The 26,825-nt window shown below is 36.1% G+C and carries 30 protein-coding genes and 1 pseudogene; 4 read left to right on the forward strand and 27 right to left on the reverse strand.

Annotation, left to right across the window (positions count from 1 at the left end):
- Position 1: 1 nt before the first annotated feature.
- The 12 genes from atpD to OZX56_RS05120 form a co-directional block, all read right to left on the reverse strand.
- Positions 2 to 1,441 (reverse strand): F0F1 ATP synthase subunit beta, encoded by a 1,440-nt coding sequence (atpD, locus tag OZX56_RS05065; RefSeq protein WP_277126321.1) that lies wholly within the window; start codon positions 1,439 to 1,441, stop codon positions 2 to 4.
- A 23-nt stretch (positions 1,442 to 1,464) separates the two neighbouring features.
- On the reverse strand, positions 1,465 to 2,427 hold the full coding sequence (locus OZX56_RS05070) for a F0F1 ATP synthase subunit gamma (RefSeq protein WP_277126320.1): 963 nt from the start codon (positions 2,425 to 2,427) through the stop codon (positions 1,465 to 1,467).
- Positions 2,428 to 2,437: 10 nt separating this feature from the next.
- Complete coding sequence (atpA, locus tag OZX56_RS05075; protein WP_277126319.1) at positions 2,438 to 3,949, reverse strand: F0F1 ATP synthase subunit alpha; 1,512 nt, start codon at positions 3,947 to 3,949, stop codon at positions 2,438 to 2,440.
- Positions 3,950 to 3,963: 14 nt separating this feature from the next.
- Positions 3,964 to 4,512 carry an ATP synthase F1 subunit delta gene (gene atpH, locus OZX56_RS05080; RefSeq protein WP_277139119.1) on the reverse strand — a complete coding sequence of 183 codons (549 nt, stop codon included), beginning with the start codon at positions 4,510 to 4,512 and terminating at the stop codon, positions 3,964 to 3,966.
- Positions 4,512 to 5,021: a F0F1 ATP synthase subunit B gene (gene atpF, locus OZX56_RS05085; protein WP_277126317.1), complete on the reverse strand. Its 510-nt coding sequence runs from the start codon at positions 5,019 to 5,021 to the stop codon at positions 4,512 to 4,514. The genes atpH and atpF overlap by 1 nt, the downstream gene beginning before the upstream one ends.
- Positions 5,022 to 5,063: 42 nt before the next feature.
- Positions 5,064 to 5,285 carry a F0F1 ATP synthase subunit C gene (gene atpE, locus OZX56_RS05090; RefSeq protein WP_277126316.1) on the reverse strand — a complete coding sequence of 74 codons (222 nt, stop codon included), beginning with the start codon at positions 5,283 to 5,285 and terminating at the stop codon, positions 5,064 to 5,066.
- 18 nt (positions 5,286 to 5,303) lie between these two features.
- Positions 5,304 to 6,017 carry a F0F1 ATP synthase subunit A gene (atpB, locus tag OZX56_RS05095; protein WP_277139120.1) on the reverse strand — a complete coding sequence of 238 codons (714 nt, stop codon included), beginning with the start codon at positions 6,015 to 6,017 and terminating at the stop codon, positions 5,304 to 5,306.
- 117 nt (positions 6,018 to 6,134) lie between these two features.
- A complete protein-coding gene (gene upp, locus OZX56_RS05100) occupies positions 6,135 to 6,764 on the reverse strand; it encodes a uracil phosphoribosyltransferase (protein WP_277126314.1) in 630 nt (209 codons plus the stop codon).
- Between the two features lie 87 nt (positions 6,765 to 6,851).
- Positions 6,852 to 7,856 (reverse strand): L-threonylcarbamoyladenylate synthase, encoded by a 1,005-nt coding sequence (locus OZX56_RS05105; protein WP_277139121.1) that lies wholly within the window; start codon positions 7,854 to 7,856, stop codon positions 6,852 to 6,854.
- Entirely contained in the window at positions 7,856 to 8,704 is an 849-nt protein-coding gene (gene prmC, locus OZX56_RS05110; RefSeq protein WP_277139122.1) for a peptide chain release factor N(5)-glutamine methyltransferase, read from the reverse strand. Before prmC ends, OZX56_RS05105 begins: the two co-directional genes overlap by 1 nt.
- Positions 8,697 to 9,785 carry a peptide chain release factor 1 gene (gene prfA / locus OZX56_RS05115; RefSeq protein ID WP_277126311.1) on the reverse strand — a complete coding sequence of 363 codons (1,089 nt, stop codon included), beginning with the start codon at positions 9,783 to 9,785 and terminating at the stop codon, positions 8,697 to 8,699. The genes prmC and prfA overlap by 8 nt, the downstream gene beginning before the upstream one ends.
- A gap of 6 nt (positions 9,786 to 9,791) precedes the next feature.
- Positions 9,792 to 10,403, reverse strand: coding sequence for a thymidine kinase (locus OZX56_RS05120; RefSeq protein ID WP_277139123.1), 612 nt, complete (start codon positions 10,401 to 10,403; stop codon positions 9,792 to 9,794).
- A gap of 154 nt (positions 10,404 to 10,557) precedes the next feature.
- On the opposite strand from OZX56_RS05120, the gene OZX56_RS05125 reads away from it, so the two are divergent.
- On the forward strand, positions 10,558 to 11,910 hold the full coding sequence (locus tag OZX56_RS05125; protein ID WP_277139124.1) for a Mur ligase family protein: 1,353 nt from the start codon (positions 10,558 to 10,560) through the stop codon (positions 11,908 to 11,910).
- Between the two features lie 244 nt (positions 11,911 to 12,154).
- On the opposite strand, the gene OZX56_RS05130 is transcribed toward OZX56_RS05125, so the two are convergent.
- Together OZX56_RS05130 and OZX56_RS05135 are read right to left on the reverse strand one after the other, a co-directional pair.
- Positions 12,155 to 12,427 carry a hypothetical protein gene (locus tag OZX56_RS05130; protein WP_277139125.1) on the reverse strand — a complete coding sequence of 91 codons (273 nt, stop codon included), beginning with the start codon at positions 12,425 to 12,427 and terminating at the stop codon, positions 12,155 to 12,157.
- A 234-nt stretch (positions 12,428 to 12,661) separates the two neighbouring features.
- Positions 12,662 to 14,004 (reverse strand): annotated as a pseudogene (locus tag OZX56_RS05135) (transposase).
- A gap of 1,283 nt (positions 14,005 to 15,287) precedes the next feature.
- Here OZX56_RS05135 and OZX56_RS05140 point away from each other — a divergent pair.
- The 3 genes from OZX56_RS05140 (at position 15,288) to OZX56_RS05150 (ending at position 17,204) form a co-directional block, all read left to right on the forward strand.
- A complete protein-coding gene (locus tag OZX56_RS05140) occupies positions 15,288 to 15,785 on the forward strand; it encodes a hypothetical protein (protein ID WP_277139127.1) in 498 nt (165 codons plus the stop codon).
- Positions 15,786 to 15,912: 127 nt separating this feature from the next.
- On the forward strand, positions 15,913 to 16,947 hold the full coding sequence (locus OZX56_RS05145; protein WP_277139128.1) for a hypothetical protein: 1,035 nt from the start codon (positions 15,913 to 15,915) through the stop codon (positions 16,945 to 16,947).
- A gap of 11 nt (positions 16,948 to 16,958) precedes the next feature.
- A complete protein-coding gene (locus tag OZX56_RS05150) occupies positions 16,959 to 17,204 on the forward strand; it encodes a hypothetical protein (protein WP_277139129.1) in 246 nt (81 codons plus the stop codon).
- Between the two features lie 294 nt (positions 17,205 to 17,498).
- Here OZX56_RS05150 and OZX56_RS05155 read toward each other — a convergent pair whose 3' ends face one another.
- From OZX56_RS05155 to OZX56_RS05215, 13 genes are all read right to left on the reverse strand, one after another.
- Entirely contained in the window at positions 17,499 to 18,506 is a 1,008-nt protein-coding gene (locus OZX56_RS05155; RefSeq protein ID WP_277139130.1) for a peptidoglycan recognition family protein, read from the reverse strand.
- A complete protein-coding gene (locus OZX56_RS05160) occupies positions 18,496 to 18,879 on the reverse strand; it encodes a phage holin, LLH family (protein WP_277139131.1) in 384 nt (127 codons plus the stop codon). Before OZX56_RS05160 ends, OZX56_RS05155 begins: the two co-directional genes overlap by 11 nt.
- A 12-nt stretch (positions 18,880 to 18,891) precedes the next feature.
- On the reverse strand, positions 18,892 to 19,254 hold the full coding sequence (locus OZX56_RS05165) for a hypothetical protein (RefSeq protein WP_277139132.1): 363 nt from the start codon (positions 19,252 to 19,254) through the stop codon (positions 18,892 to 18,894).
- Positions 19,255 to 19,285: 31 nt separating this feature from the next.
- Positions 19,286 to 19,552, reverse strand: coding sequence for a Txe/YoeB family addiction module toxin (locus OZX56_RS05170; RefSeq protein WP_277139133.1), 267 nt, complete (start codon positions 19,550 to 19,552; stop codon positions 19,286 to 19,288).
- Complete coding sequence (locus OZX56_RS05175; RefSeq protein ID WP_277126135.1) at positions 19,545 to 19,808, reverse strand: type II toxin-antitoxin system prevent-host-death family antitoxin; 264 nt, start codon at positions 19,806 to 19,808, stop codon at positions 19,545 to 19,547. Before OZX56_RS05175 ends, OZX56_RS05170 begins: the two co-directional genes overlap by 8 nt.
- 118 nt (positions 19,809 to 19,926) lie before the next feature.
- Entirely contained in the window at positions 19,927 to 20,049 is a 123-nt protein-coding gene (locus tag OZX56_RS05180) for a hypothetical protein (RefSeq protein WP_277139134.1), read from the reverse strand.
- Positions 20,050 to 20,088: 39 nt separating this feature from the next.
- Positions 20,089 to 22,536, reverse strand: a complete 2,448-nt coding sequence (locus OZX56_RS05185; RefSeq protein WP_277139135.1) for a hypothetical protein — start codon at positions 22,534 to 22,536, stop codon at positions 20,089 to 20,091.
- Between the two features lie 12 nt (positions 22,537 to 22,548).
- Positions 22,549 to 23,103 carry a putative phage tail protein gene (locus tag OZX56_RS05190; protein WP_277139136.1) on the reverse strand — a complete coding sequence of 185 codons (555 nt, stop codon included), beginning with the start codon at positions 23,101 to 23,103 and terminating at the stop codon, positions 22,549 to 22,551.
- On the reverse strand, positions 23,096 to 24,244 hold the full coding sequence (locus OZX56_RS05195; RefSeq protein ID WP_277139137.1) for a baseplate J/gp47 family protein: 1,149 nt from the start codon (positions 24,242 to 24,244) through the stop codon (positions 23,096 to 23,098). Before OZX56_RS05195 ends, OZX56_RS05190 begins: the two co-directional genes overlap by 8 nt.
- Positions 24,231 to 24,683 carry a DUF2634 domain-containing protein gene (locus OZX56_RS05200; RefSeq protein ID WP_277139138.1) on the reverse strand — a complete coding sequence of 151 codons (453 nt, stop codon included), beginning with the start codon at positions 24,681 to 24,683 and terminating at the stop codon, positions 24,231 to 24,233. The genes OZX56_RS05195 and OZX56_RS05200 overlap by 14 nt, the downstream gene beginning before the upstream one ends.
- A 14-nt stretch (positions 24,684 to 24,697) precedes the next feature.
- The gene (locus OZX56_RS05205) at positions 24,698 to 25,078 is read right to left on the reverse strand and encodes a DUF2577 domain-containing protein (RefSeq protein ID WP_277139139.1); all 381 of its coding nucleotides are present in this window, start codon (positions 25,076 to 25,078) and stop codon (positions 24,698 to 24,700) included.
- Entirely contained in the window at positions 25,051 to 26,076 is a 1,026-nt protein-coding gene (locus OZX56_RS05210; RefSeq protein ID WP_277139140.1) for a late control protein D, read from the reverse strand. Before OZX56_RS05210 ends, OZX56_RS05205 begins: the two co-directional genes overlap by 28 nt.
- Positions 26,073 to 26,816: a hypothetical protein gene (locus OZX56_RS05215; protein WP_277139141.1), complete on the reverse strand. Its 744-nt coding sequence runs from the start codon at positions 26,814 to 26,816 to the stop codon at positions 26,073 to 26,075. The genes OZX56_RS05210 and OZX56_RS05215 overlap by 4 nt, the downstream gene beginning before the upstream one ends.
- Positions 26,817 to 26,825 lie beyond the last annotated feature (9 nt).

Here is a 26,825-nt window from a genome sequence, read left to right on the forward strand (position 1 = left end):
CCTACTTTTCTAACAATGCTTTAGCTTCAGGATCACTAGCAGTTACACCCATCTTTTGAGCATTTTTAACTACATCATCAATTGGCCCTGCACTACGGAAAGCATCTTCAGGTAAATCATCAAGATGTCCATCAAGAATCATCTTGAAACCTTTGATAGTATCCTTAATTGGAACATATGATCCTGGTAATCCAGTAAATTGTTCTGCAACAAAAAAGTTTTGTGATAAGAAAAATTGAATCTTTCTTGCACGACTAACCGTCAACTTTTCCTCATCAGACAATTCATCCATTCCTAAAACAGAAATTATATCCTGCAATTCATGGTAACGCTGTAAGATATGCTGAACATCAGTAGCCACTTGATAATGCTCTTTACCAACAATTTCAGGATCTAATGCACTAGAAGTTGATTCAAGTGGATCAACCGCTGGATAAATCCCTTGCTCAACTAGGCTTCGCTCCAAGTTAGTTGTCGCATCAAGGTGAGCAAATGTTGTAGCCGGAGCCGGATCAGTATAATCATCGGCTGGAACATAAACGGCTTGAATTGAAGTAATCGAACCCTTCTTAGTAGAAGTAATTCGTTCTTGCAATTGACCCATTTCTGTTGCTAAAGTTGGCTGATAACCAACAGCACTAGGCATCCGACCCAACAAAGCTGAAACTTCAGAACCAGCCTGAGTAAACCGAAAGATATTGTCAATAAAGAGCAAAACGTCTTGACCTTCAACATCTCTAAAGTACTCTGCTAGCGTCAAGCCAGTTAAAGCAACTCGCATTCTGGCACCAGGCGGCTCGTTCATTTGACCAAAGACCATAGCAGTCTTACTCAAAACCCCTGAAGCCTTCATTTCAAAGTAAAGATCATTACCTTCACGAGTTCTTTCGCCAACACCAGTAAACACGGAAATACCACCATGCTCTTGAGCAATATTATGAATTAACTCTTGAATAATTGTTGTTTTACCAACACCAGCACCACCGAATAATCCAACTTTTCCGCCTCGAACATAAGGCTCAAGCAAATCAATAACTTTGATCCCAGTTTCCAAAATTTCCTGACTAGTAGTTAGTTCATCAAACTTCGGAGCATCACGGTGAATACTATTACGTGGATGATCTTTTCCAAATTCCTTACCATTGTCGATGGGATTTCCTAAAACATTAAAAACACGTCCTAGGGTATCTTTACCGACTGGTATAGAAATAGGACCACCTGTATCCTCAACTTCCATTCCACGTCTGAGACCGTTAGTAGATTCCATGGCAATCGTTCTTAAGACGCCATCTCCAAGCTCTAGCGCAACTTCAAGGATAACAGACGTTTCCTTTGACACAAGCACGCGTAAAGCATTGTTTATATCAGGTAGGTTTTTATCAAGTGGAAATTTAACATCGACAACTGGGCCAATTACTTGAACAACTTTGCCTTCACTCAAAATATCTACCTCCTTTTCTCTAATTATTGCAAAGCATTAGCACCACTGACAATTTCAGTAATTTCAGTAGTAATTTCTGCTTGTCTTGCACGGTTTAGTTTAGTAGTTAAACCTGAAACCAACTCATCAACATTATCCGTCGCACTTTGCATTGCAGTCATTGAACTTGCATGCTCAGCTGTTTTAGCGTCCAAAATTGCACCGTAAATCGTAGAACGGGCATATTGGGGAACTAACGTAGACAAAACCGTATTGACGTTTGGCTTAATATCATATTCTAAATTCTTATGTTCTTCAGCTTCCTTAATACCAATATCAATATCGACAATTGGAAGCATTTTTTCAACTCTGAATGCAGAAGACAGGGTATTAATGTGGTGAGTATAACAAACATATAACTCATCATAGACCCCGTTTAAATACATTTTTATTGCAGTCGAAACAACCGGTGAAATTTCATCAAAAGTTGGTACATCGCTAATATCATCATTTTCATAAACTACATTGAGATTATTCTTTTTAAAGAAACTAGCACCAACAGAACCAACTGCTAAAATTTTAATATCTCGGTGAGCAGCCTTAGCATCCTCAGCTAAGCCCATCATATTTTTAATTACAGCACTATTATAAGAACCAACTAAGCCGCGATCACCAGTAATTACCAGGTAACCAGTTGACTTAACTTCTTTACGTTCCTGAACCATATCGGAAACAACACCTAAACCGAAAATATTTTCATAGTCGATTTTAGCAATACTGTCTTCATCAATACCGACATGCTCTTTGCGTAAATGATTGATTACTTGTGCACTCATTAGCCGTGATAAAGTTTGTCTGACATGTTCATTATAAACAGAATATCCTTCATCACGCTTTTCAGTCTGATTCAACTTTGAAGCAGAAACCATTCGCATGGCTTCCGTTATCTTACCAGTTTGCTTAACTGAAGCAATTTTTTTCTTCAACTCAAGTAAAGATGCAGGCATAATTTACCCCCTATTTGTTACTTGGTGAAAAGCTATCAGCAAATTTCTCAATTGCATCTTGCAATTTTTTCTCATCTGGTAAATCACCAGTATCACGAATTTGCTTTAATAAATCTGCATGTCCACTATCAAAGCTGTCATAAAGTTCTTTTTCAAACCTACCAATATCTTCAACAGGAACAGCATCAAGAAAGCCTTTGTTTAAAGCATATAAAATCACTACTTGTTTTTCTACAGGAATTGGATCATGTAATGGTTGCTTCAAAACCTCAACAACTCGCCGACCTCGATTTAATTTGGCCTGGGTTGTCTGATCTAAATCACTACCAAACTGTGAAAAACTCTCTAATTCATGATAAGCTGCCAAGTCTGTTCGCAATGTACCAGCGACTTTCTTCATAGCCTTGATTTGAGCATTACCACCAACACGAGAAACTGAATTACCAGCATCGATCGCTGGTCTTGTTCCGGCAAAGAATAGATCACTTTGTAAGAAAATTTGACCATCAGTAATTGAAATTACATTAGTGGGAATATACGCTGAAATATCTCCCGCTTCTGTCTGGATAAATGGTAAGGCGGTCATTGATCCACCGCCAAGATCATCGCTTAGTTTAGCACTACGTTCTAGTAAGCGTGAATGCAAATAGAAAACATCACCAGGATAAGCTTCACGACCAGGCGGACGACGAAGCAACAAGGAAAGTTCACGATAAGAAACTGCTTGCTTAGACAAATCATCAAAAACAATCAGCACATCCTTGCCATTGTACATAAATTCCTCGCCCATCGCTGTACCAGCATATGGCGCAATATACAACATTGGTGCTGGTTCACTAGGACCAGCCTCAACCACGATGGTATAATCCATCGCACCAAACCGCTTCAAAGTTTCAACTTGAGTTCTAACAGTTGATTCCTTTTGACCAATAAAAACATAAACGCAAATAACGTCTTGGCCCTTTTGATTCAAAATTGTATCAATGGCTAAACTAGTTTTACCAGTTTTACGGTCTCCGATAATTAATTCACGCTGACCACGACCAACTGGAACCAAAGCATCAATTGCTTTAATTCCTGTTTGTAATGGCTCATCAACTGATTGACGCTCCATTACACCCGGCGCTTGGGCTTCAATTGGACGAGTTTTATCTGTCTTAATCTCACCTAAGCCATCCACGGGTTGACCTAACGGATTAACGACACGACCAATCAATTCCTCACCAACTGGAACTCGCATAATTTCACCAGTTCGTTTAACCTGGTCACCTTCGCGAATATTATCAAAGTCCCCCAAAATAATGATCCCAACATCATTGGATTCAAGGTTTTGGGCAATACCATAAGAACCATTGTCAAACTTCAACAACTCATTAGCCAAAACATTGTTTAGTCCATGGGCACGGGCGATACCATCACCGATGTAGGTTACAACACCAACTTCTTCAATATCAAGTTTGTCATCATAATGTTCAAGTTGTTGCTTGATTAAAGAGCTAATTTCTTCTGCTTTAATGCTCAATGGTTTCACCTCTTTTAATCTTTATTAACTAACTGCGCATGAATCTTTTTTAGCTTATTTTTGACAGAACCGTTAATTACACGATCGCCAACTTGCAAAACTACCCCGCCAATAATGTCTTGGTTAACTTTATTTTCAAGCCGAACCTCTTTAAGACCATATTTTTGGGCATAACTTTTACTAAGAGCTTTTAATTGTGATTCATTGAGCTGCATTGCTGTTGTTACTGTACCAGATACAATCTGGCCTGCATCATCGTATAACTGTTTAAAATAAGTTATAATCTCAGGTAAATCAGCAAATCGATCATATTCTAATAAGAAATTCAAAAAGTTTTGAACTTCATCAGTTAGATCATGCTCGATAATTGCTAGTGACTTTTTCTTTTCATCACTATTAAAAATCGGGTCACTGAAAACATTTAAGATCTGCGGATTCTCATCAACAGCAACTGCTAGCTCCTGTAAATCTTCATATACAGTTTCCAACGCATTCATATCTTGTGCATATTCAAATAATGCAGTCCCATAACGCGCAGCTATCTCTTCTCTACTTAAGGCCATTATTCATTCAGCCCCTTAATAAATTGATCGACTAAATCTTTCTGGTCATCTGCAGACAAATTCTTGGCAATTACCTTTTCAGCAATTGCAACAGAAATATCCGCTACCTGAGTTTGTGCATCATTTAAAGCATCTGATTTTGCTTGTGCAGCATCAGTTTTAGCCTTTTCATGAATTGCAGCAGCATCATTATTTGCATCAGCAACAATTTTACTACTAGTCTTTTGTGCACTTGCCTTGGCATCAGAGAGAATTTGAGTTGCCTCTTGTCTTGAATTCTTCAAGGCAGCTTCACGTTCATTAGCTAAAACTTCAGCTTTTTTACGATTGCTTGCAGCAGAATCCAAATCACTAATTACCTTTTGACGTCTTTTTTCCATCATCTCAGAGACGGGTCCCCAAGCATAATGTTTAACTAACAAAAGTAAAATTGCAAAAACAATCAAATACCAAATGGTATTACCAAGATAAATATGATTAGAAGCTGCGAGTAAAGTTTGAAATTTCATTTACTGCCCTTCTCTCTTTTTTAATCTAAATTATTGTCTTAACTAAAAAAGAATCAGGAATGCAATAACAATTGCCAAAATTGGAACGGCTTCGATTAAACCAACACCGATAAACATGGTTGATCTTAAATCGCCAGAACTTTCTGGTTGACGAGCCATACATTCAATTGTCTTAGAAATAACTTTTCCGTTACCCCAAGAAGCAGCTAAAGCTGCAACACCAGCTACTAAAGCAGCAGCGATATATCTAAAAGCTTGTGACATATTTAAACCTCCAAAAAATTATTCTTTTGTAACTTTCTTACCTATATATACCATCGACAAAGTTACAAAAACATATGCCTGGATAGAGCCAATGAAGACAGAGAAACCTTGCCAGATCATTGCGAGTGGTGCCGACACAATTAAGGTTGGAATACCCATACTTGGTGCCAAACTGTTACCGATCAAAGTTAACAATACCTCTCCAGCAAAAATATTACCGAACAATCGCAATGATAAAGTTAAGAAGTTGGTAACCTCTTCGATCAGATTAATTGGAAGCATAAAGCTAACTGGTGCAGAGTAATTCTTAAAATATCCCTTAACACCAAACTTTTGCATTCCAAATGAAAATGATAAAAGCAAAGACATCATTGCAAATGCCATGGTTGTAACTGGATCTGCTGTTGGCGATTTAACTAGCGTAAAGTCGCCAACTTTGACTTCTAAGAACAAGCCTAGCATATTCATACACCAAATAAAAATAAACAAGACAAAAGCATAAAGCGATAAATGCTTTTGGGCAGCATTATCACTAACATTACCTTTAACAATATTATCGGTAAAATCTAGCAAATACTCCAAAGCGTTTTGCTTTTTATTTGGCTTCAATTCAACTTCTCGAGAAAGCCAAATACAAACAAATAATACAACTGCAGCCATCAGCGTTGAGCCAATAATCCCAGCAAGGTCAAAGTTTAAACCCATAAACTTGAAAACAAATGATTTCTCCATTACTTCGTGACCTCCCTTCTCGTGTTCGCTTTAGTGAACACTCATTTCATATTACCACCATTCAATAATTTTGTGCATATTTGTAAGCGAATTACATTATTTATTTGAATAAATAACTTATTTAGTCCCGAAAATACGGTCTCCTGCATCGCCTAATCCAGGGAAAATATAACCATTAGACAACAATTTCTCATCTTCAGCCGCGGTATAAATATCAACATCAGGATTTTCATCTTGAACAGCTTTAACGCCTTCTGGTGCAGCTACTAAAACTGCCAATCTAATATCTTTAACACCGCGTTTCTTTAAAGCACCAATCGCCATATTAGCAGAACCACCCGTTGCCAGCATCGGATCGACTACCAAACAAGCACGTTCAGCAACATCACTGGGCATCTTACAGAAATATTCATGTGGCTTCAAAGTTTCCTCATCCCGATACATGCCAATCACACCAACCTTAGCTGACGGGATCATTTCCATTACTCCATTTAACATCCCAATTCCTGCTCGCAAAATTGGTACAATGGTCATTTTTTTACCAGCGATTTCTTTTTGAGTCGTTTTGCCAATAGGCGTTTCAATTTCGACATCTTGCATTGGCAAATCTCTAGTAATCTCATAAGTCATCAAGCCACCGATTTCACCAACAATTCGCCGAAACTCGTTTGAACTTGTATCCTTGCGTCTAATAATAGTCAACTTGTGCTGAATCAAGGGATGATTCAAAACCGTAAATTTGCCCATAATTTCCTCCTGTATAAAAACAAATTACATTTAATAAGTATTCTAATCAAAAAAGCAAAGGGTTTAAAGTCCTTTGCCAAATTATTTTTATTTTGCCTGATAATGATGCCCAGCTGCTGCCTTATTTAACCGGTTCATATAAGCTAAACTAGCTTGAGTGCCATTAAAACCTTGAACATATATTTGTTTAATCTGTTCTTGATCATCAAAATAACGCAAGCCGTCAAATAGACTATGATCTGCAGAGATAAGGCTGTCTCCTAAACTAAACTTATTTGCAGCAGGTAAGTTTAGTTTATCTAAAACCGCATCCAATGCCATCACTCCAGTTTGCTCATTAAGATTAAGGTCACTAAAATCTTGAGCAGTATCAACCACGACCACAGGGGCACTGGGTGCATAATGGCGATACTTCATCCCCGGCGCTTTAGGGACAGCCTGGTCAGTCACCTTGCCAGTATTAATCAGTACCTCTTCGTCTAAAACAGAGCTTAATTGTTGCGGCGTTATTTCACCTGGACGTAAAACTACGGGATCTTTGACAGATAAATCAATAATGGTTGATTCAAGTCCTACCCGGGCAGGACCACCATCGATAATTCCAGCAATCTTACCATTAAGATCATGATAGACGTGTTCGGCAGTAGTGGGACTCGGTTTAGTTGAAGTATTAGCGGATGGCCCAACGATTGGAGCACCAAGCTTAGCAATTAAAGAAAGCGTTAACTCATCATCTGGACAACGAAACGCCACTGTCTCAAGTCCACCAGTGACTGCCTTAGGCAAGCTACCAGGTTTAACAAAGAGCAATAATGTTAGTGGTCCCGGCCAAAATTTTTTAATCAATTTGTGTGCTCGCTCAGGAATTTCTCTAGCATAATCAGCCATCATCATTTCATCTGCAACTGTCACAATTAACGGATTATCACTTGGTCGACCTTTAGCCGCATAAACGGATTTCACCGCTTGCTCATTAGTAGCTAAAGCTCCTAAGCCATAAACGGTCTCAGTTGGAAAAGCAACTAACTCACCCTTAGCTAGTAACGCCACTGCCTTATCAAGTTCTTCTTGTGAAAAAATCTTCGTTTCCATTATTTATTCCACCTTCCAGCCACCATCCGCGGCTTACCAGCTAGATCACTGTGAAATTCAATTGTAAAATCTGGTAACTTGCTAGCAAACAATTCTTGCAATTGCTGCTGTTCACTAAAACCAAATTCCAAGAAAAATTCACCATGGCTATTTAAATGTTCACGAACCTGCTGAGCAAATTTTTGATAGAATTCAAGACCATCTTTTCCGCCAAATAAAGCTTCCTTAGGTTCATTTTGCAAAACATTTTCATCCATTTGTGAAGTTTCACTTTCCTTGATGTATGGGGGATTTGAGATAATTTTATCAAATTTTTCTAAGCCAATTAAAACATTCGCCTTACGAACAGTTACGTCAAGGTCATAAGTTAGAAAGTTTTCTTCACAGGTTCTTAAAGCGGAATCAGTAACGTCAGAGGCAAATAAAGTTAACTCAGAAAGTCCACTCTTTTGTGCCTCATTAGCTAGTGCTACCGTGATACAACCTGAACCAGTTCCTAAATCCAGCACTTTATCACCAGTTTGCAATTTGGAAAGTGCTAGATTAACGAGTTCCTCAGTTTCAAACCGCGGAATTAAGACTCCACGCTGCACCATGATTTTATATCCGAAGAACCAAGCATAACCTAAAATGTATTGGGGAGAATTACCTTTAGCTAATTTTCGTAAATCTTTTTGTGCCTGCGCAATCTGGTCAGCAGTAAGTTGCATATCCTGCTTTAACTGAAATTCACTTGGAGTCAAATTTAAACGTTCTGCTAGTAGATAATCAACATCTTCTAATCGTGCTTCAGAGGCTGTTACTCTAGCCCAAGTTCGCAAATCCTTTAAGGTTTTTATGCTAGACATTTTGATCTGCCAACTCCTCTAACTGCTTAGTTTGATTATAAAGAATTAAAGCATCGACAACTTCATCCAATTCACCATTCATAATTCGGTCTAACTTGTTAAGCGTCAAACCAATCCGGTGGTCAGTCACGCGATTTTGCGGATAATTATAAGTCCTAATCCGTTCAGATCTATCACCGGTACCAACTGCCGTTTTCCGCTTAGCATCATATTGATCACGATTTTGACTTTCATAGTAGTCATACACCCGTGATTTTAAAATTTGCATCGCCTTTTCACGGTTCTGCTGCTGACTACGCTGATCTTGCATTGCTACCACAATACCAGTTGGCAAGTGCGTCAGCCGCACAGCACTGGAGGTCTTGTTAATATGCTGACCACCCGCACCGCTTGAGCGATAAACATCTACCCGAATGTCTTTAGGATCTAAGTCAATATCAACTTGTTCATATTCAGGCATCACAGCTACAGTTGAAGTCGAAGTGTGAACACGACCTTGAGACTCAGTTACAGGAACCCGCTGCACCCGGTGAGCGCCATTTTCATATTTTAATTTGGAATAAACTTTATCCCCGGTAATCATTACGGCGACCCGCTTGTAGCCACCAACTTCCGTTGGCTCACTATCAATTACAGAAACATTCCAATTTTGTCGTTCTGCGTACTTTTCATACATTCTAAGCAAATCAGCTGCAAATAACGAAGCTTCATCACCACCTGCAGCTCCCCGAATCTCCATAATGATATCTTTGTCATCATTAGGGTCCTTGGGTAACATCAAAATCTTGATTTGATCTTCTAATTCAGCAATTTCTTTTTCTAAATCACTGTTTTCTTCTTTGGCCATTGCTACTAAGTCAGCATCATTTTCCTTAGCGATAAATTCTTTATTATCAGAAATTGCCGCTTGATCTGCTTGATATTTTTTAAATCTTTCGACTACTTCGCGCAATTCTGCGGCTTCTTTGGAAACCTTCATATACCGCTTAGTGTCATTAATTACCTCTGGATCAGCCATTAGCTCTTCTAGCTCTTCATAATGAGCTACTAAGCCTTCAAGCTGTGCCATAACTTTATCCATACTCGTTTATACCTCTCTTGTCCTCGGCTGTTCTGGGTGAAAATAATGAAAACGACAAACTGGATAATAGCTTTCATCGCCACCAATTTGTACCTGCTCTCCTTCATAAACCGGTTTTCCGTTATGAATTCGTAAATTCATTGTAGCCTTACGACCACAATAATGGCAAATCGTCTTGATTTCATTAATTTTATCTGCAAAAATTAATAAATTCTTGCTACCTTCAAATAAATTATTCTGAAAATCATTCTTCAAGCCAAAGGTCATTACCGGAATCTTAAGTTCATCGACAATTTTAGCGCATTCCAAAACATGATGTCGCTGTAAAAATTGAGCTTCATCAATTAAGACACACGCAATTGCACCATCACCTTTGGCAATATCTTCGTTACTTAACTGCTTAATATAATCAAATAAGTTCATATGCTCAGTAATAGGAATAGCATCACGTCTGATTCCGACCCTTGAAGCAATTGTGCCAACACCACTACGATCATCTACATTACTAGTCATCAGGGCAATTTTTCGACCCTGAGCTTCATAATTATGTGCATCTTTGAGAATCTCAATTGTTTTGCCACTACTCATTGCGCCGTAGTGAAAAAATAATTGTGCCATAGTTTGCTCCTTTGTTTAAATTAAATTCACCTAACCTATCTAGTATAGATGAAAATTAAAATCTGTGCAGTTAAATCGTCGTTAAAAACTCGTTTTAAGTTATGCGCTATGCTATAGTTTATTATGATTTTAAAGTGAGGGATAAAGGATAAATATGAATTTAAAAGCAAACATTGCTAAAATCGCTGGCAAATCAAGTTACTGGTTCCTTCATAACGTACTTAAAGGTGGTACTAGTTTTCCAGGAAAGTTAGCAATGAAAATTGACCCAAATGTGTTAAATGCTCTAGCCAAGGACTATGAAATAATCATTGTTACAGGTACTAACGGTAAAACAATGACAACAGCCTTGATTGTAGCCGCGTTAAAACAGAAATATGGTGACGTTTTAACTAATTCGTCTGGTTCAAACATGCAGCAAGGAATTGTAACTGCCTTTTTAGCACACCAAAATAGCCAAGCTAAACGTAAAATTGCCGTTTTAGAAGTTGACGAAGCAAACGTAAAAATGGTTACTGAGCTAGTTCATCCTAGTTATTATGTTTTAACTAATATCTTTCGTGATCAAATGGATCGTTACGGCGAAATTTATACCACATATGACAAAATCACTGCTGGAATTAGACTAGCTCCTCAGGCAACAATTATTGCTAACGGTGATGCCAGTATCTTTTCCTCAGTTGACCTGCCTAATCCAAAAGTTTTTTATGGTTTTAACTTAGATAAAAGTCAGCAATCTCAAGATTTTAAAGCTCCGGTTAACACCGATGGCGTTTTATGCCCGCAATGCAATCAAGTAATCCATTTCCACGAGCGTATCTATGCTAATCTAGGTAATTTTTTCTGTCCTAATTGTGGCTATCAACGACCAAAGTTAAAATACAGTGTTACACAAATTCTTAACCAGACACCTGATAAGTTAGAATTTTTAATGGGACAAAAAGATTATACGATAAATATTGGTGGTACCTATAATATTTATAATGCATTAGCTGCCTATGCAGTAGCACGGGAATTTGATTTAAGTGATGAAGAAATCGCCCAATCTTTTGCTGCTAATAAGCGAGTTTTTGGTCGTCAAGAATTAATTAATTATGCAGACAAAAAGATTAATCTAATTTTAGTTAAAAATCCTGTCGGTCTAGACGAAGTCCTGCATATGCTTAATACTGAATCAGAAGCATATTCACTAGTGACATTGCTCAACGCTAATCATGCTGACGGAATTGACACATCTTGGATCTGGGATGGTCAATTTGAAGACTTGCAGCAAGATCAAATAAAAAAAGTGATTGTTGGTGGTGAACGGTATCAAGATATGCATTTTAGACTTGAGGTCGCCGGTTTTGATCCTAATAATATGGTTACCACGGCAAACAACGACGAAGTAATGACAGAGGTTGCCAAAGTTCCGACCAAAAAAGTCTATATTCTATCAACTTATACAGCCTTGCTGTCATTACGCAAAACAATGGCAGAAAAGAAAATTATTAAGGGCGGAATGTAAAAGTATCTGGGGAAATTAACTCTTCAAGCTTAAAAAGCTCAGTTTATTAGCTATAACTGGGCTTTTTGCTTGCGTTATTTTTTAACATTTAAGCAATCATAATTTAGTAATTGACTGCAAGAACTATAATTTAATATCTTGATATATTTGACTTTGAGTAGAAAAAAACACTCAGATAATTCTGAATGCTACATTCCAGGAATAATTCCTTTAATATCTTTTAGTGTTCGTTTAACTCGTTCCATCATTCTATCTTAGTTATCTTTGACCATGAGTCAGCCAATCGTTGACCGTCAATCTGATATTTCAATACTTCATCAGTATTGTTAAACTTTTTAACATTATCATCACTTGCTAATTCTCTTTTTGGTGAAAAATCCGTCTCATCTTGATCTGGCTCTAATAACCAATGCTTATTATTCAAGATAAACTCAATCTCATAACCTGTATCAATTAGATCCTTAAATTGCTCTAAACTCTTAATATCATTCATTTTCAATGCATCATCTTCAGCCATTAAACTGCCTCAGCGCTTATTATATCTTAAATACCAATTTCATTTTCAATGCTAGTACTAATAAAAATAAGTTCTGGTTCATAATCTTCTTTTTGCCATTCTTTAAAATAAATCTCCTCGTTATGTATTAGATCCGTGATAATTCAAGTTAATAGTTAACATCTGAAACTTGAAAGCAGTAAAACTAGCCAGATTCCTTATTGAGTCTGGCTTTTTTGGTTCTTAATTATATTTTCATGCGCTTCTCTGCAGCTGCTTTTGAATAAATCCTGGCAGTAATTTAATAAAATTATTTATTATCCGCTCGACTTCTGTGGTTATTTCTTCTTTAACTGCTTTTAGGGCACTTAGCAGGTAGACCAATGCTTCTTCAAACGCCAAATCCGGCAACGCATCATTCATTAAATAGAATAAATCTCCAATCGTTCGCTCATCAACTGCTTGTCTCTCTTGCCAAGCCAGCAAGTCATAAGTTAAGGCAGTAATTGCAAAATATCCGCACTGACCATCGTAACTTTGAATTTGTGATTTATCTAAAGCTAGGTATTGCTTAGCTGCTTTAAAGTAGGTTTCTATCTGCCATCTACGACCATAAAGCTGAATGACTTCTTTAGGTTGCAGCTGATATCTGGTGGTAGCCAAGACCAAGTACTTTCCCTTATTACCACGTTTAGTAACATATACTAGTCTGATAGGAAAACTATATCCTTGATACTCTGCCTCGACTACACAACTATAAAGATAGTCATCTTTGTCTTTCAGCTTTGAGCCAGCTAAGCGTTCATACAAACTTTTTACATCATAAAGGCGACCACGATAGCGGTAGTATACCTTCTTGCTCAACTTAAGCATCGAGACACTGTCTAATCCTAACTGCTTTAACTGCCAGAACATTTTTGGCGAGGCAAACCAGCTGTCAAACAGTACATAGTCTGCTGGTACACCTTCATTGATAGCTTGCTTAAGCAATTCAACCGTGACATCATTCATTTGCCTTTGGGCTTGGGTTCTTCTTCTGCCTGCAATAGAACGATTATCGGTTGTTTACTGCCAAGCAGATTTTGTTTTTTCTTGGTGGACATCAAAGCAAAATTAACTGGCAAAAAAGTATTGCCGTCACTCCAACCAACGGTCAAGCCACGAAAACCATTAATATATTTATGCTCATTATGATCGTAAACTTTGGCAAGTAATTCCGCTTTCTTAGAATAGGAACGTGCTAGCAAAGTATCATCTACAATCAAAGCTAGTCTTCTACGCTTGTCAATTACCGGTTTAAGTACCTTAATTAGTTTGGCAGCAGCTAAGCAAAGCAGTTTTTGCCAATTGATGCGGCCATCATTGAGGATATTTCTGCCAGTCTTAGAGGTAAATTCAGCTGGTTGGTCAAAACGATACAGTGATTTACGGGCAAAACGTGATTGGATTAGCCATTTAACTACCATCAGCAGGCTAACTAAAGAATGACGTCTAAAATTAACCTGTTTACTTAAGTCAGCTAGACCAATTAATTTTGTAAAAGATGAAATTAAGGAAGAAGTGTCCTTTTCTTGATTGAATTGCGGTATACTGTTCATAACGTAAGAACTCCTGTAACTTTAGTTTTGGTTATTTAAAGTATAACGCAGAGAGGGCTTGCGTTTTTATTTTTTAGGCAAAAAAGCTAGAAATCACGCTCTTTTGAGGTGATTTCTAGCTTTCAAGTTTCAGTTAACATCTCTAACGCACTATTTTAGTACCTCAGCTAATAAACACCTGCTATAATAAAAAGAGAGCAGTGGTATTGCCAACACGCTACCTTTGAATAACTATTTCATGAAATGATCCTCTGTTAGTAAAAATACTTTCAGAGGATTTTTTAATACCGTTGCGAATCGTTACGGTATTATTCGGTAAGGTTAACTTGAAGGGGTCGCAAATCGCGCCCCTGCAAAAAACTTAACACCCTAACAGTAGTAATTCCGAGAAATCCGAGTCCCTAAAAATGAAAAATACGACAAATCCGACCCCCTAAAAAAGAAAATCACTTTAAGACAATTCCAGAAGTTAAGATTTTTCTACCTTGTAAAATGCAAAAGATTGTATCGTAAATATCCGATGGCGGAATTAATTACTTTTAAATTGACACTTACAACCGAAAATTTTGCACCGATTTATATAATTTTGTACCTGTACAAACAAAAAAAGAAGCCCTTTTAAGCTCCTTAAGGTATCTAAGCTAATAGATAATTAAGTCTCTGAACACTTGATATTATAGCATTTTTCGGGTCACTTTTTTACGTTTAGACCAATTTTAGAATATTTTGATTAATCTACCTTTGCCAAAATGTTGTAACCGAATGTTGTAACCTAAGTACGTAATTTAGTGTAATTTCAAAAAATCGCAAAAACAAAAATGTCTTAAGTATCAACGCTTAAAGCTAGTTGAAACTAAGACAAATCATAATTATTGGGATATCCGGGCTCGAACCGAAGAAAACTAAGCATTTTTAAGAACTTTTAAGAACATAAAACGTTGATTTAACGGGAAATGCGTTTTTAAGAAACTATAAGAATTTTGTCTCTGATGGGCAAATTGATGGGCAAAAAGATAAGCTATGATCCCTTATATATCAGTATGGATGAAGGACAATAAAATTGATTAATTATATTTTTTAATCCACAAAAACGCCGCTCAGTTTAATGAACGGCGTTTGTAGTTCGACACCTAACTCCTAGGGCCCTTCGAACTTTATCAAAAAATATTAATTATATACCTTATGCAATCTTTTTTAATAATTATTAGGGCATATAATTATTAAATAAAAACTACTAGTTATATACTTAAGTTGTAAAGTTGTTTATTTTGGGGGGAATTATCATGGAAAAATTTGAAGAAATAAATAAAAATTTTGAAAAGAAAATTGTTAAAGCTAATGAAGATATTATAAATATACATTTTAAACCAGATAAATTCAACAAGGATAATAAATATTGTGTTGACAACCTCTGGAAGATTAGCGCAATTAACAATACAACTCATTCAAATTTGTTTGTTTTAAATAAAGCAGAAGTTTTAAATAATGATGATGAATTATTAGATATTAAATTTTCTAAAGTAAACACAATAAGTGGAAACGAGATTAAAAGATCAATTCTCGAAAACGACAATATTAATCAAGATTATTATGAAACATATATTATAAAAATATATGTATTAGATATAGAAACAAACAAAATCTATTGGAAATATTTTCCATTAAATTTTAAAATGACAAGTTCATATAATAATGAAGAAGCAAGCGATGAAACCCCTTTTAGTCATCTGGGTAATATAACACCAAATGGATACGAATCTAACAATGCTTTTTTTGGATAAATCTTATTTACATTTAAATTATTAACTTAGAAAGCCTACTACCGAGTGGGCTTTTTGATATTGAATTTTTATATAAATAAGTTCAATATATTTTATATAATTATTATTTTTTCGAGAGGTTAATTTTATGACTGATACAAATGATTCAAAAACTATGGAATTTAAAGGTGATATTTTGAATATTCCAGATGATACAAATTATTGGTTCGTTAGAGCTGGAAGTGGAGCTATTTATTATGATGATTTTTATATCAATAACTATATAGGTGAAGATTCAAACGGCTTAAATTTATATAATTTGTATTCTATTCCTACTTCATTAAAGTCTGCTAATAGTGCAATTTTGGAAAGATATAAAACACTTTTTCGTGAACATGATCTGAAATTATTTGATGAAAGAAATAAGGATCAAGAAAAAAACGTTGAGGTTTTACATCAAGAAAAAGTCACAGAAACTAGGAGAAGTACTAAACGGGCAAATAGGGTATTCTTATTTGTTGAACAAATGAAAATAGGCGACTTTATATTTGTCCCGTCTAATCATTCAAGTGAATTTTTGGTAGGAATTATAGTTTCAGATTGTTTTGATGGATATATAAAACATACAAAGCTGTTAGATATAGATGAAGATACAGATGATGAATATGGATATAAAATTTCTCCATATGAATTCAAAAGAAAAATATATTGGATCAAAGAATTATCTGAAAATGAATTTCCTAATGAGTTAGCTGGATATAGAAATGTACACCAAAGTATTACAAATATTACAGATAGTTCAGATTTATTAAACCCATGTATTAGTTCCCAATATTTTTATAAAAATAACTATTATATAAGAATAGGAGTAAATACAACAGAAAAAATTAGTAGTCTTGATTGGCTGACATTTCAAAATTTAATAAAAGACATTGTTGGAGAAAAAAAGCTTAATAACATTTTTCAAAAACAAAAAGTACAATCCCCAGGATTAATTATACTTTTTGGTGGAGGAGTCGCACTACTTTTTGTAATTATAGGAATATTATTTGGTACAACAGAAGTTGATATAAAAACAAAGCACGTATCAGTTAAAACAACTACTAAAGATCTCTTAAGTTATTTCACAAATAAAGATATAGAAAAAGAAATGAAAGAACAAGAACTTGAACAAAAAAAATAAAAACAGCAAAGATGTATGGGGAGCTTTCCTCAGACGAACAAAGATTCTTTAAAACAGAATTAGAAAGCAGAAAAAATGAAACAAAACAAAAAAGAGAAAAATTAATTGGTTCAAATTCTAAAACATTTAATGAAGATGTCGATTTTAGTAAAGTTGATAATGAAAAAATAAATTCGGTAACTAGAAGTTTAAAAGCAACTAATGAAGATATTGGTTCCTCAGTTCCAAACGAAACCCAAGAGGATATGTGGAATTAGTCATTGGTCGGATTTTGAAAAACAGCAAAAAAAGGCCTATAAAAAACAACAGAGTAAATACAAAATCTATATTAAAAATGGTGGAGAGCAATAACACAATAAGATAAATAATGGAAATATTAAATAAATATCCCCAAAAAACTTGAATTTTTTTCATGTCTATCTCTCCTTTCTGCTTTGTTATTAGATATATTAATTTTACATCAAAAAGATAGAATTCAATCAAAAAAAGGAAAATTTTATACCAAACGCAAAAAGCCCGCCCCAGAGATAATTCTCCAGAGCGGGCTTTATTTATAAAATTATATACGCATTATTACCAGTTACACAAACTTGCTTACCTTTATAACTATTTTCTAAAAATAAAAATCTACCATTTCGTCCTTTGAAACGGTAGATTTTGCCATATTCAAGTGAATAAGCTTTCTTGCTATTTGCTTTAGGCTCATATAAAGCATGAGTTCCCTTCTTAATAATTTTTACGCGACCACCAAGCTTACTATTAAATGCAATCGGATTACTCTTGGTGAAACCAGCTCGTCCATCGACGAATTGATCCTTACCCAATTTGAGCGCACCATTATTTTCAGTAATTACTTTCCAAGTTGAACTATTTGCTAGTGTTCGAATCGGCTTAGTTAGCGATTCATCACTATACAGATTACATCCTTTTTTATTAGTTACAACAAAGACACGAGCAACATCCCATTTCACTACTGGATGGACATCAACTGTAACTGACTTCTTAACTTCTTTTTTCTTTTCCTTTGGCTTTGAAGTTTTACTAAACCCATACTTTACATAATGAGCAAATTGACTCTTACTAATTCCGATTTTCGGTAAGTATTGGTAAGGATCAACATGGTTAGTATTCGAGTAACCATTTTTAACTACCCAATTATGCGTCTTAACACCTTTTTTAGAACTGGTATCAAGCTCTTTAGTAATTCCATACTTATCAGCCATTTGCCGAATTAATTCAATATAATTTTGGTAAGCTTTTATTGCCCGTTTTTTATCATCGAATTCACATAGCTCAATTTGTACTGGTGACATCGAGTTCGCTGGACTACCTGCTCCCCAAGCATCATAACCTGGCTCGCCTACTTGATAAATACTTTTGTCATCAACTATAAATTGTACATAAGTTTCTGCAGAATTAATCGTTGATTTCATATTATGTGCGACTGCCCATGCTTCACCATTAGGCGTAGCAGTGGAGTGAGCAATAATAAAATTTCTTGAGGCAATATGGCTAGAGCCTTCATTATTTGCTAAAGCATATTTTTTATTAATTTTCATCAAGAACTACCTCTTCATTCTCGTTTAAGATTCCTAACGTATCTGGTTCAGCGGCTGACTTATCTGCGTTCATCTTGGCCACTTCTTGTTCTGCGTAAGCTCGAATGGCAGCTTCAATAGTTGGATCTACCTTGATATTATGTGCAGCAAGCACACGGCTAACTTCATTGATAACTGCATCCATTTTCTTGGTGCCCTCGCCATCAGTCGTTTCAGCTTCATGTACAAATGCAGCCGCTAAATCGGGAATTTGGGCAACCCACTTATTCTTGATGGTGTGGTTTTGGCTATATAGCTTTACGCCTATATAAGCTATGATTGCCACCATTACTAATACCGCATAAATTAAATCAAAAATTTCTTTTGTACTCATAAAATTTCTCCTTTATTTTGTTGGAAGCTCCTTAGCTTCTTCATATAATTTCGTACCAAGTCCATTGCCGCCAAGACTGTGATAGACACCATATATCTGGTTCAATCTGATGAATTGCTCATCAGTTGAATAACCTTGCTTGATTATAGTATGAGCAAGACCGTCCAACTCAACGTGCAAGTCTTCAACTTCTCCAGCCTTTAATTGATTGACGGTTTCAACTATCTCAGGAATCTGTGCAAGCAATTGCTCATTAATTTTGACTTTGCGCTTATGACCTGACCACAGCCCGATAATAAACTGTACAATACCAGACTGCATGATGAAGTCCCAAAATTCTTGCAAAAATATAACACCTGCTTTCTTTCCAATCAAAAAAGCAATCTAGCTATTTTGCTAAATTGCTTTATTCGTAATGTGACCAACAGGATAAAATTTCAACCGTTTTATCCTCTTTATTAATTTTATAAACTACACGATGCTTGCCATTTAATCTTCTTGAATAATAATCTCGTCCTGACGGTTCCAATTTTTCAAAAGATTGAATTGGTGAATATGGATTAGTCTTTAAAGTCCGCTCAATCTCGATAAATCGTTCATGTAAGTTACTTTTAAGCAGCTTTTTTAAATCCTTTTTAGCAGCCGGTGTGATCTTAATCTGCCAACTATCCATCAATTTCAGCTATCATTTCATCTAAATCTACTGCTTCATCATCTTCATCATCACGTTTTATCGCATCCTGCAATTGTCCATTAGCCACCAAAGCCAAGGTTTCCTGCAATTCATCATATTCACGTTTACTGATTAAAACCGCACTCTTCTCATCAGTTGCTCCTGCAATAATTACTGGTTTAGCATCTCTATTTGCTTCATTAATTAAACCATATAAATTCGACCGTGCTTTAGTTGGTGTAACTATATCTGCCATGACAATACCTCAATTCATAATAATCAAGATAATTATAGCGTGCGCTTTTATGTACGTCAATTAAAAGCAATCTAGCTATTTTGCTAAATTGCTTTATTTAAATAAGTCTGCATATAAACTAATCATTCAACCACTTAAATCCTTCTTCTGGATCATCAAAATGGATATAATCACGACTATCAATTGAATGCTGTAATTCTACCGTTGGTTTAGCAGTTCTAGAATGTTCTTGACTTACCATTTAATCACCTCAATTCTTAATTAATTAAGCTAAATTACTTTATGGGTTTAGCCTAGACATTTGGGAGTTCAAGCTGTCTATTGAATATTGCATATTCTGAATTTTTGACGACATGTCATTAATCTTATTTGCAGCATTCGTAATTCTCTCATCAAGGTCAAAAGTCGCTTTATTAGCATAATTAGCAATTGACTTCACTGAGTCAAGATCTTTTTGCTCCGCTTTAGTTTTAACTGCAGCAGCAATTTTATTGTCAACTTCACTCCAAGTGTAATAATTATTCATATTAGGGATAGATATTCCAGATATTCTATTATCAGTATAACTTTTGGCACTACTTTCTGCTGAAACAGCACGATTTTTAGCTGCAGTGATATCACTACTTAAACTATTGTATTGACTAGAAGCTGCAGACTTAGTTTGATAAGTATTAGATAAATTATTGATTTTACTATCAGTATAATTATTAGCTTCCTTAACAATATCCTTAGAGTTAAGTAAATGTAGCATATCAGGTGGCGTATCTTTATCACGCCACTTAGCCAATTTTACATTTTTAACTTGTACATCGTATGCAGGAGAAAAGTTTTCGCTTAATACCTGCATCTTAACCGTACCTTCCGGTACTATTTTTGTATTTGTTACCGTACCAAATTTTTGATCTGGCTTAACAGCTCCTGTTGAAAGATAAGACCCACCACCTTCCAAATTTTTATTGTCTTTGTCATAAAACCAAAAATAAATATTTATATCGCCTTCACCTGTTGCATCATCAGGCCATTTAACATCAGCACTAATAGTATATTTAGATCCCACTTCAAAATTTTGGTAATAGCCCCATCCTTTTACTGTTTTATTTTTTGCGATTGTCGTGAACGAAGCAGATGTTCCTTCCAGTAAATTAGGTGCAAACATAGGCACAGTCATTGCTAAACTTCCTTGGTCATTTGGTAATACTTGTTTGCCACCATTTACTGAAGCAGACTTAGGCAACTTATCAACTCGAGATTTAAGATTATCAAAGTCAACGTTATTAGTCTTTTTAGCCAATTCCGTATCAGTCTGTGCTTTAGAATATGCCCCTGTATCACTAGCAGTAATATCTATATTTCCAGTAGTATCAGATGCTTTCTTATTGAATGTTTTAGGTAATTTGTCTACTTTATCATCCGTATACTGTTTTATATCTGCAGTATGTGGCAGCCAAGTCATATCTGGTGGCGTGTTAATATCTTGCCACTTAGCTAGCTTTGCTTCCTTGACCGGTACTGCACTTCCACTGATATGAGCTGTAATTTTGGTAACATTGGGGCTAGTAAAAATTACTGTAACACTAGAATACCCAGCTCGACCATCACTTATAGCATTACCTGAACTCATAGTGATAGCTTTGCTAGTGTTATCCAAATACCAAATTGAGACCTTGTCATCACCAGAGTTTCCTTTGGTGTTATCAATCCAAGCATTAAGCGTATACTTTTCACCAGTTTTTATTGACACACTTGTATCGGAAAGCAAGCCATTACCACCTATGGTTTGTAATTGATCACTAGTCCCAGTTAGTAAGTTAGGAGCAAAAACAGGGATCTGTACATCACCAGTTTGCCCATTAGCACTAGTTACTGGTATATCGACTTTTAAGTCTAAATTACCAGTTGCATCTGGTGAAATTTTTTCACTACCATTAATTGAGGCAGACTTTACTTTACCAACTTGTTTGATGTCATTTTCATAAGTAGCTTTATCTAGCTTTGTATCTAAGACCTTTTGATTATCAGTTTTGAACTTAGTAAATTCAGTCTTATCAAGCTTACCAGCTAAATCACTATTTACTTCATCTTTATTCGCTTTAGCCTTTAAAGCTATATTAAAGGTGTCTACATCAACTTTTGTTTTAGCCTGATCATCAGTGTATTTTTTGGCTTCTGTTACTGCATCACTGACTTGAGTTTTAACATCTGATTTATCAGCCTTTTTGTCTACTTCATTTTTTAAGCCACCTAAATCTTTTTTGGTTGCAACCCCATCTTCAGTAACGTTGACCGTAACATTACTGGTTTGGCCAACTACCACGTATACAGTCACATTAAACTGAAACATTGCCTTGTCGGTAAAGTCCGGCATACGTTCTGGGTCAATAGCCGTAGCAACAACATAAAGAAACTCCTTATCGGATCCCTCTTCTTTAGCATATAAACCAATCGTATTAATATTATAGCCATTTCTTAAGCCCTTGTTATTAAATTTCAGCAATGCACCAATCACAGTATCTTTATCTTGAGCTGAATCTGTAATATCAGCTATTTCACCGTACTGCATAATACTTGGCAATTCAGTTAATTCCTGCAGCTCAGTAATACTCTTATCAGATAAGTTTTCACTGCTAGTTGCACACTTAGTAATGCTGAACTTGGCTTTACCAGCATTGACTCGTCTTACTAGTTCAATTCCTGCATTAGTTAACACAGTCTTATTATATTTTGACATTAAATCACTTCCTTAATTAAGAAACTGAGATATATTTGCTTGTACCTCAGTTTCTACTTTTGCCGTTGTTCCCAATCCAACAAATAAATCATTGCCAATGATCGCTTGCTTTAGTGCGATTCTAATCTCATAAATCATATTAGCCGGTAAATAAACGTTCAAGATATATCTGATACTGTCAATTTGCTCATTGCCAATATCCGTACTATTGCCCTCTATAATTGCGTTTCGTTTAGCGTGGTCAATTGTAATATTAACAGGTAATTTTAATGTTCCAAATAATTCCTTTAAATATTTAATCGTAATTGGTCTTGGTGGCAATAGCCGCATCAGGACGTTATTCTGCCTAGTTTTTAAATCTTCACCTAAGGTCGGTTGAATGCCAACTTGATCTTCAAAAACAGCAATCCCCTTACTATCTGTTTGTGTTACAAATTGATTTAACAAGGCTCTAATTTGCCTATCTTCAAAATCGTTTAAGACCTGTCCATGTGCGTGCATAATTGCCTGCATTTCGTAGACATCTTGATAATATTCGGGTAAATATTCCATCAGGTTGTTACTCATTCAAAGTCACCTTCCCTAAAATTGGTAACTGCGATTCATCATTGTTAAAAACAAGTTGCACATCTTGGGCAGCTCCATTCAATGTCGGAATTGTAGCGTTAACCACACCTTCAATCTGCATGATCTGCGCTAAAATTTTTGAACGGTAAATTGTCATCGCATAGCCTCGTCCAGTTTTTGGATCAATCACATGCCAATCTGCTCGTAAGTTTTTAAAGTACTCTGATAATTTATCATTAATCTGTTGCTTAACTACATCTGCACCATGTTGTCCATCAATCTGAATATTAGTTGCAATATCAACTGGTAAGGCTGTTGGAGCAACTACTGTAACTTGATGGTCAATCGGTGCTATACCATATCCTTGAGCTTCAACATCAGATGGATCAACTAAGTTTTTCACCTTTTTGACCAGTTCTTTATTAGCTGGCATCAAATTGTTGTTCAAAATTACTAGTTTAACTGTTCCAGCTCCATTCCAAACTGGATAAACTTGTGTTGCACCGACTTCAGAGATTTTGTTAGTCATTGCTAGGTAATCTGATACATTACCACCATAAGCAATCCAATCATCTGAGCCAAGTAATCTTGCTCGTAAATGATCGTCAGTTTCTTCATCCCTAGCCGGCGCAATTATTTCTGTAATTTCTGCCCAAGATAATTCATCATTCGGCGTCACTGGTAAAATCTGCCCTAAATAGCCATTCGGCGTTGTGCCTGGATCATCAGCAGTCATAGCAACCGTTAAATCATCATAAATCTGTGTCACGGTATAAAAAATAGGCGTTTCACCAATCGAAGCGAATTGGTCGCCTATCTGTACGTTATTAATTGAGTTCCCGTCACTATCTGTTATTTTAGCCTTAACTTCTGTCTGTGTTGCTGCGTATCTTTCAGTTCCACGCTCTTGCGCTCGATAATCTAAGAATTCACCATCAGCTGTTTTTACATAAGTTTCCTTAATAATCGTAGCCATACGCAAATTTTCTTGTGCCATTACGAGCGCTGCTGGTGCGATTGCATCGTAAATTACTGAACCCTCACGCTTATCTATATCATCCGGCACTGCATCTAACATTTCATCAAGGTAGTAGTCTACATCATGTTCTTCAAATTCTTGTGCTAAGTCATCTGGTGTCACCTAGCTTCACCTCACTTTCTATTGGCACTTTGCCATATATTGTTGTGCAAGTACCTTTTACAAACAGTGTCGTACTATCTTGCTGCTGAATAGAATCAATAACCAAATCAGTGACTCGGTCATCGTCAAGTAGTGCTTCTTCTAGCATGCGCTGTATTTCAACGCGAGCATAAGAAAACGACTTGCCAAATAAATCTGGTAAGTCGTTGCCGTATTGGTCACTATAAATTGGATAAACAAAGCGCTCAGTGCGCAATATCTTATCGACTGCCTGCACCATAGCTGGTAGTTCATCAAACTTGCTACGAATTCTTCCATTTTTAACTTGAAAAGTTAGTGTTGGTTCATCTTCTTCAAGTTCTTCATCGTCATCATCAACTGTATCCAAATCAGGATCGAAAGCTAAATCTTCATCAATGATTAAGTCATCATCGTCCATTGACAGTACTCCCCTCATTCCAGTTCTAGTGGCTTCTTTGGTTCTCTTTCAAACAGATAGAACTGCTGACCGCCATCCATCCGAATCATCGTCACCTTATCATCTTTTTTAAGACTATTGTCTAGCTCGTACTTTACTTTTTCAGTAATAGTCGGTCGATTGCCCGATTCTTTACCGATTTGGTCATCATGAGCATATACCTTAGTCTTACCATTTAGTACGATTTTGCCGATATTTTTACCTAACACGATAAAATCGTCAGTTAAAATCATGTCATTAGCCAGTTGTACTTCTAATGGATCAACTGAGCTAACAGTACCATAGACAATATCGCTATATTCGCTGTCGCTGCCGCCACGCTCATGCATCATTCTCCAGAGTTGTTCGCCAGCCATGAGGCCACCTTCAGTTCTAATTGACAAGTATAGTCTGTGCCGAAATTATGCGTTGCTTTTAAAATGGCACAGTTCTTTATTGTTTTATATCCCTTAATCTTCACTTCAACACTATTACCAGCTACCAAATCCAAATTACCAATGCAATCAATCGTTAGCGACTTATTAGCTTTATTTTTTTGTTTAAGTGTGTTTTTGGCCTGCTTGACCATTTGAGCATGATTAGCCTTATTCTTCTTATTTTCGGTAATTTGCAGCTTACCCCAGCGACTAACCGTACTACCCTTTTTAGTCACAGACTTAAAGCTAGTCTTCTTAGGATCGTCGCTTTTAGCAGTAGCCGACTTTGATTTCGATTTTTTCTCATTCTTTTGGATTATCTTAACTACGTTTGCTGTATTATCAATATCTTTGGAATAAGTAAAACCAGTCATACCTGATTTATCACCAATAATAATTTTGAGTTTTTTCCTTGGCGCACGGTGTAATTCCAATTTAGAATAGTTAGCATAGATAAAATACATGTGATCTGTGGACTTAAGTGTCTTCTTAATTGCTGACTTGAGCATATCAAAATAGCTTTTGCCATCACATACTTCAGCAGCAACTTTATGCTTAGGCTTATCAACCACCTTATGACTGATACCTGCTCGTTTGCAGACATTATTGAAACGATCTGCTATTGTACCTGATTTCCACACAATGCTGTCTTGGGTCTTCAGATACCGACTTTTATCATAAGCAGTAATACTGACAGCCTTTTCATGTGTAAGTTTTGCTTTAAAAACATAGCCGTAAAACACCTTTTTGTGATCCCAATAAAACTTTACGATACTGCCAAGTGCTGGTAAATAAGTCTTGTCTTGGTAAACCAAATCAAAATCTAATTGGCCAGCTGAAAAATTGAGGTCAGTAATCCATTTTAAATTAGCTACGATATTCTTAACGTCATAGCCTTTCTTTTTATCTCGTGACCAAATTTGAAAAAATGTAATCATGCCTTCTTCACTTCACTTTTCTTAACCCAGCCGCGTGCACCACCAGAAGTCAGTGACACATGGATTGGGTATTTATGCCCGTTGGCAATATTGGTTACCTTACGCTTAGCATTTTTCTCGTATAAGCCTTTACCATGACCGTCAGAATCAGCATGCAATCGCCCATTGACAATTACTGTTGAGCCTATACCAATCTTTTTAGCAGGACTAGTACGCTTCTTTTTATGCGAAGACTTTTTGCTTTTTTTCTTCTTTTTCTTTTTGACTTTGGTATAGCTGGCTTTACGATATTCTTTTAGCTCAAGCGTATAAGCATATTCGCCGTCATACCCATCTTTAAAGCCTACTTCAAAACTGCCAATGGTCATTGTCTTACTAAGAGTAGTTGATGACACAACTAGCTGCAGATGACCCCGATCTTTTTCAATTTTCTTGAGCCACTTTATGTAATAGTCTGGCTCGTGAAAGTCGTCTGTTGTGACATAATGCTCCTCCTCTTTAGGAAAGGTACTTTCAATTTGTAAAGTGCTAAGTTTCAAAAAGCCTTGTTGATTAATTTCGCCTAGATTGACTACTGTCTGCGACTTATCATCAGATTCATACTTGACCATTAAATCAGCCGGATTAACCGGTAATTCAATGGTTTTATTGTCTTTATAATTCGTTAAATAAATCGTAAATTGGTCTTCTTCTAATTCATCTTTAGCTTTCTTTTTCACTTTACTGCTAATACTAGTCATTAATACACC

The sequence above is a fragment of the Lactobacillus sp. ESL0684 genome, from assembly GCF_029392675.1.
Taxonomy (GTDB): domain Bacteria; phylum Bacillota; class Bacilli; order Lactobacillales; family Lactobacillaceae; genus Lactobacillus.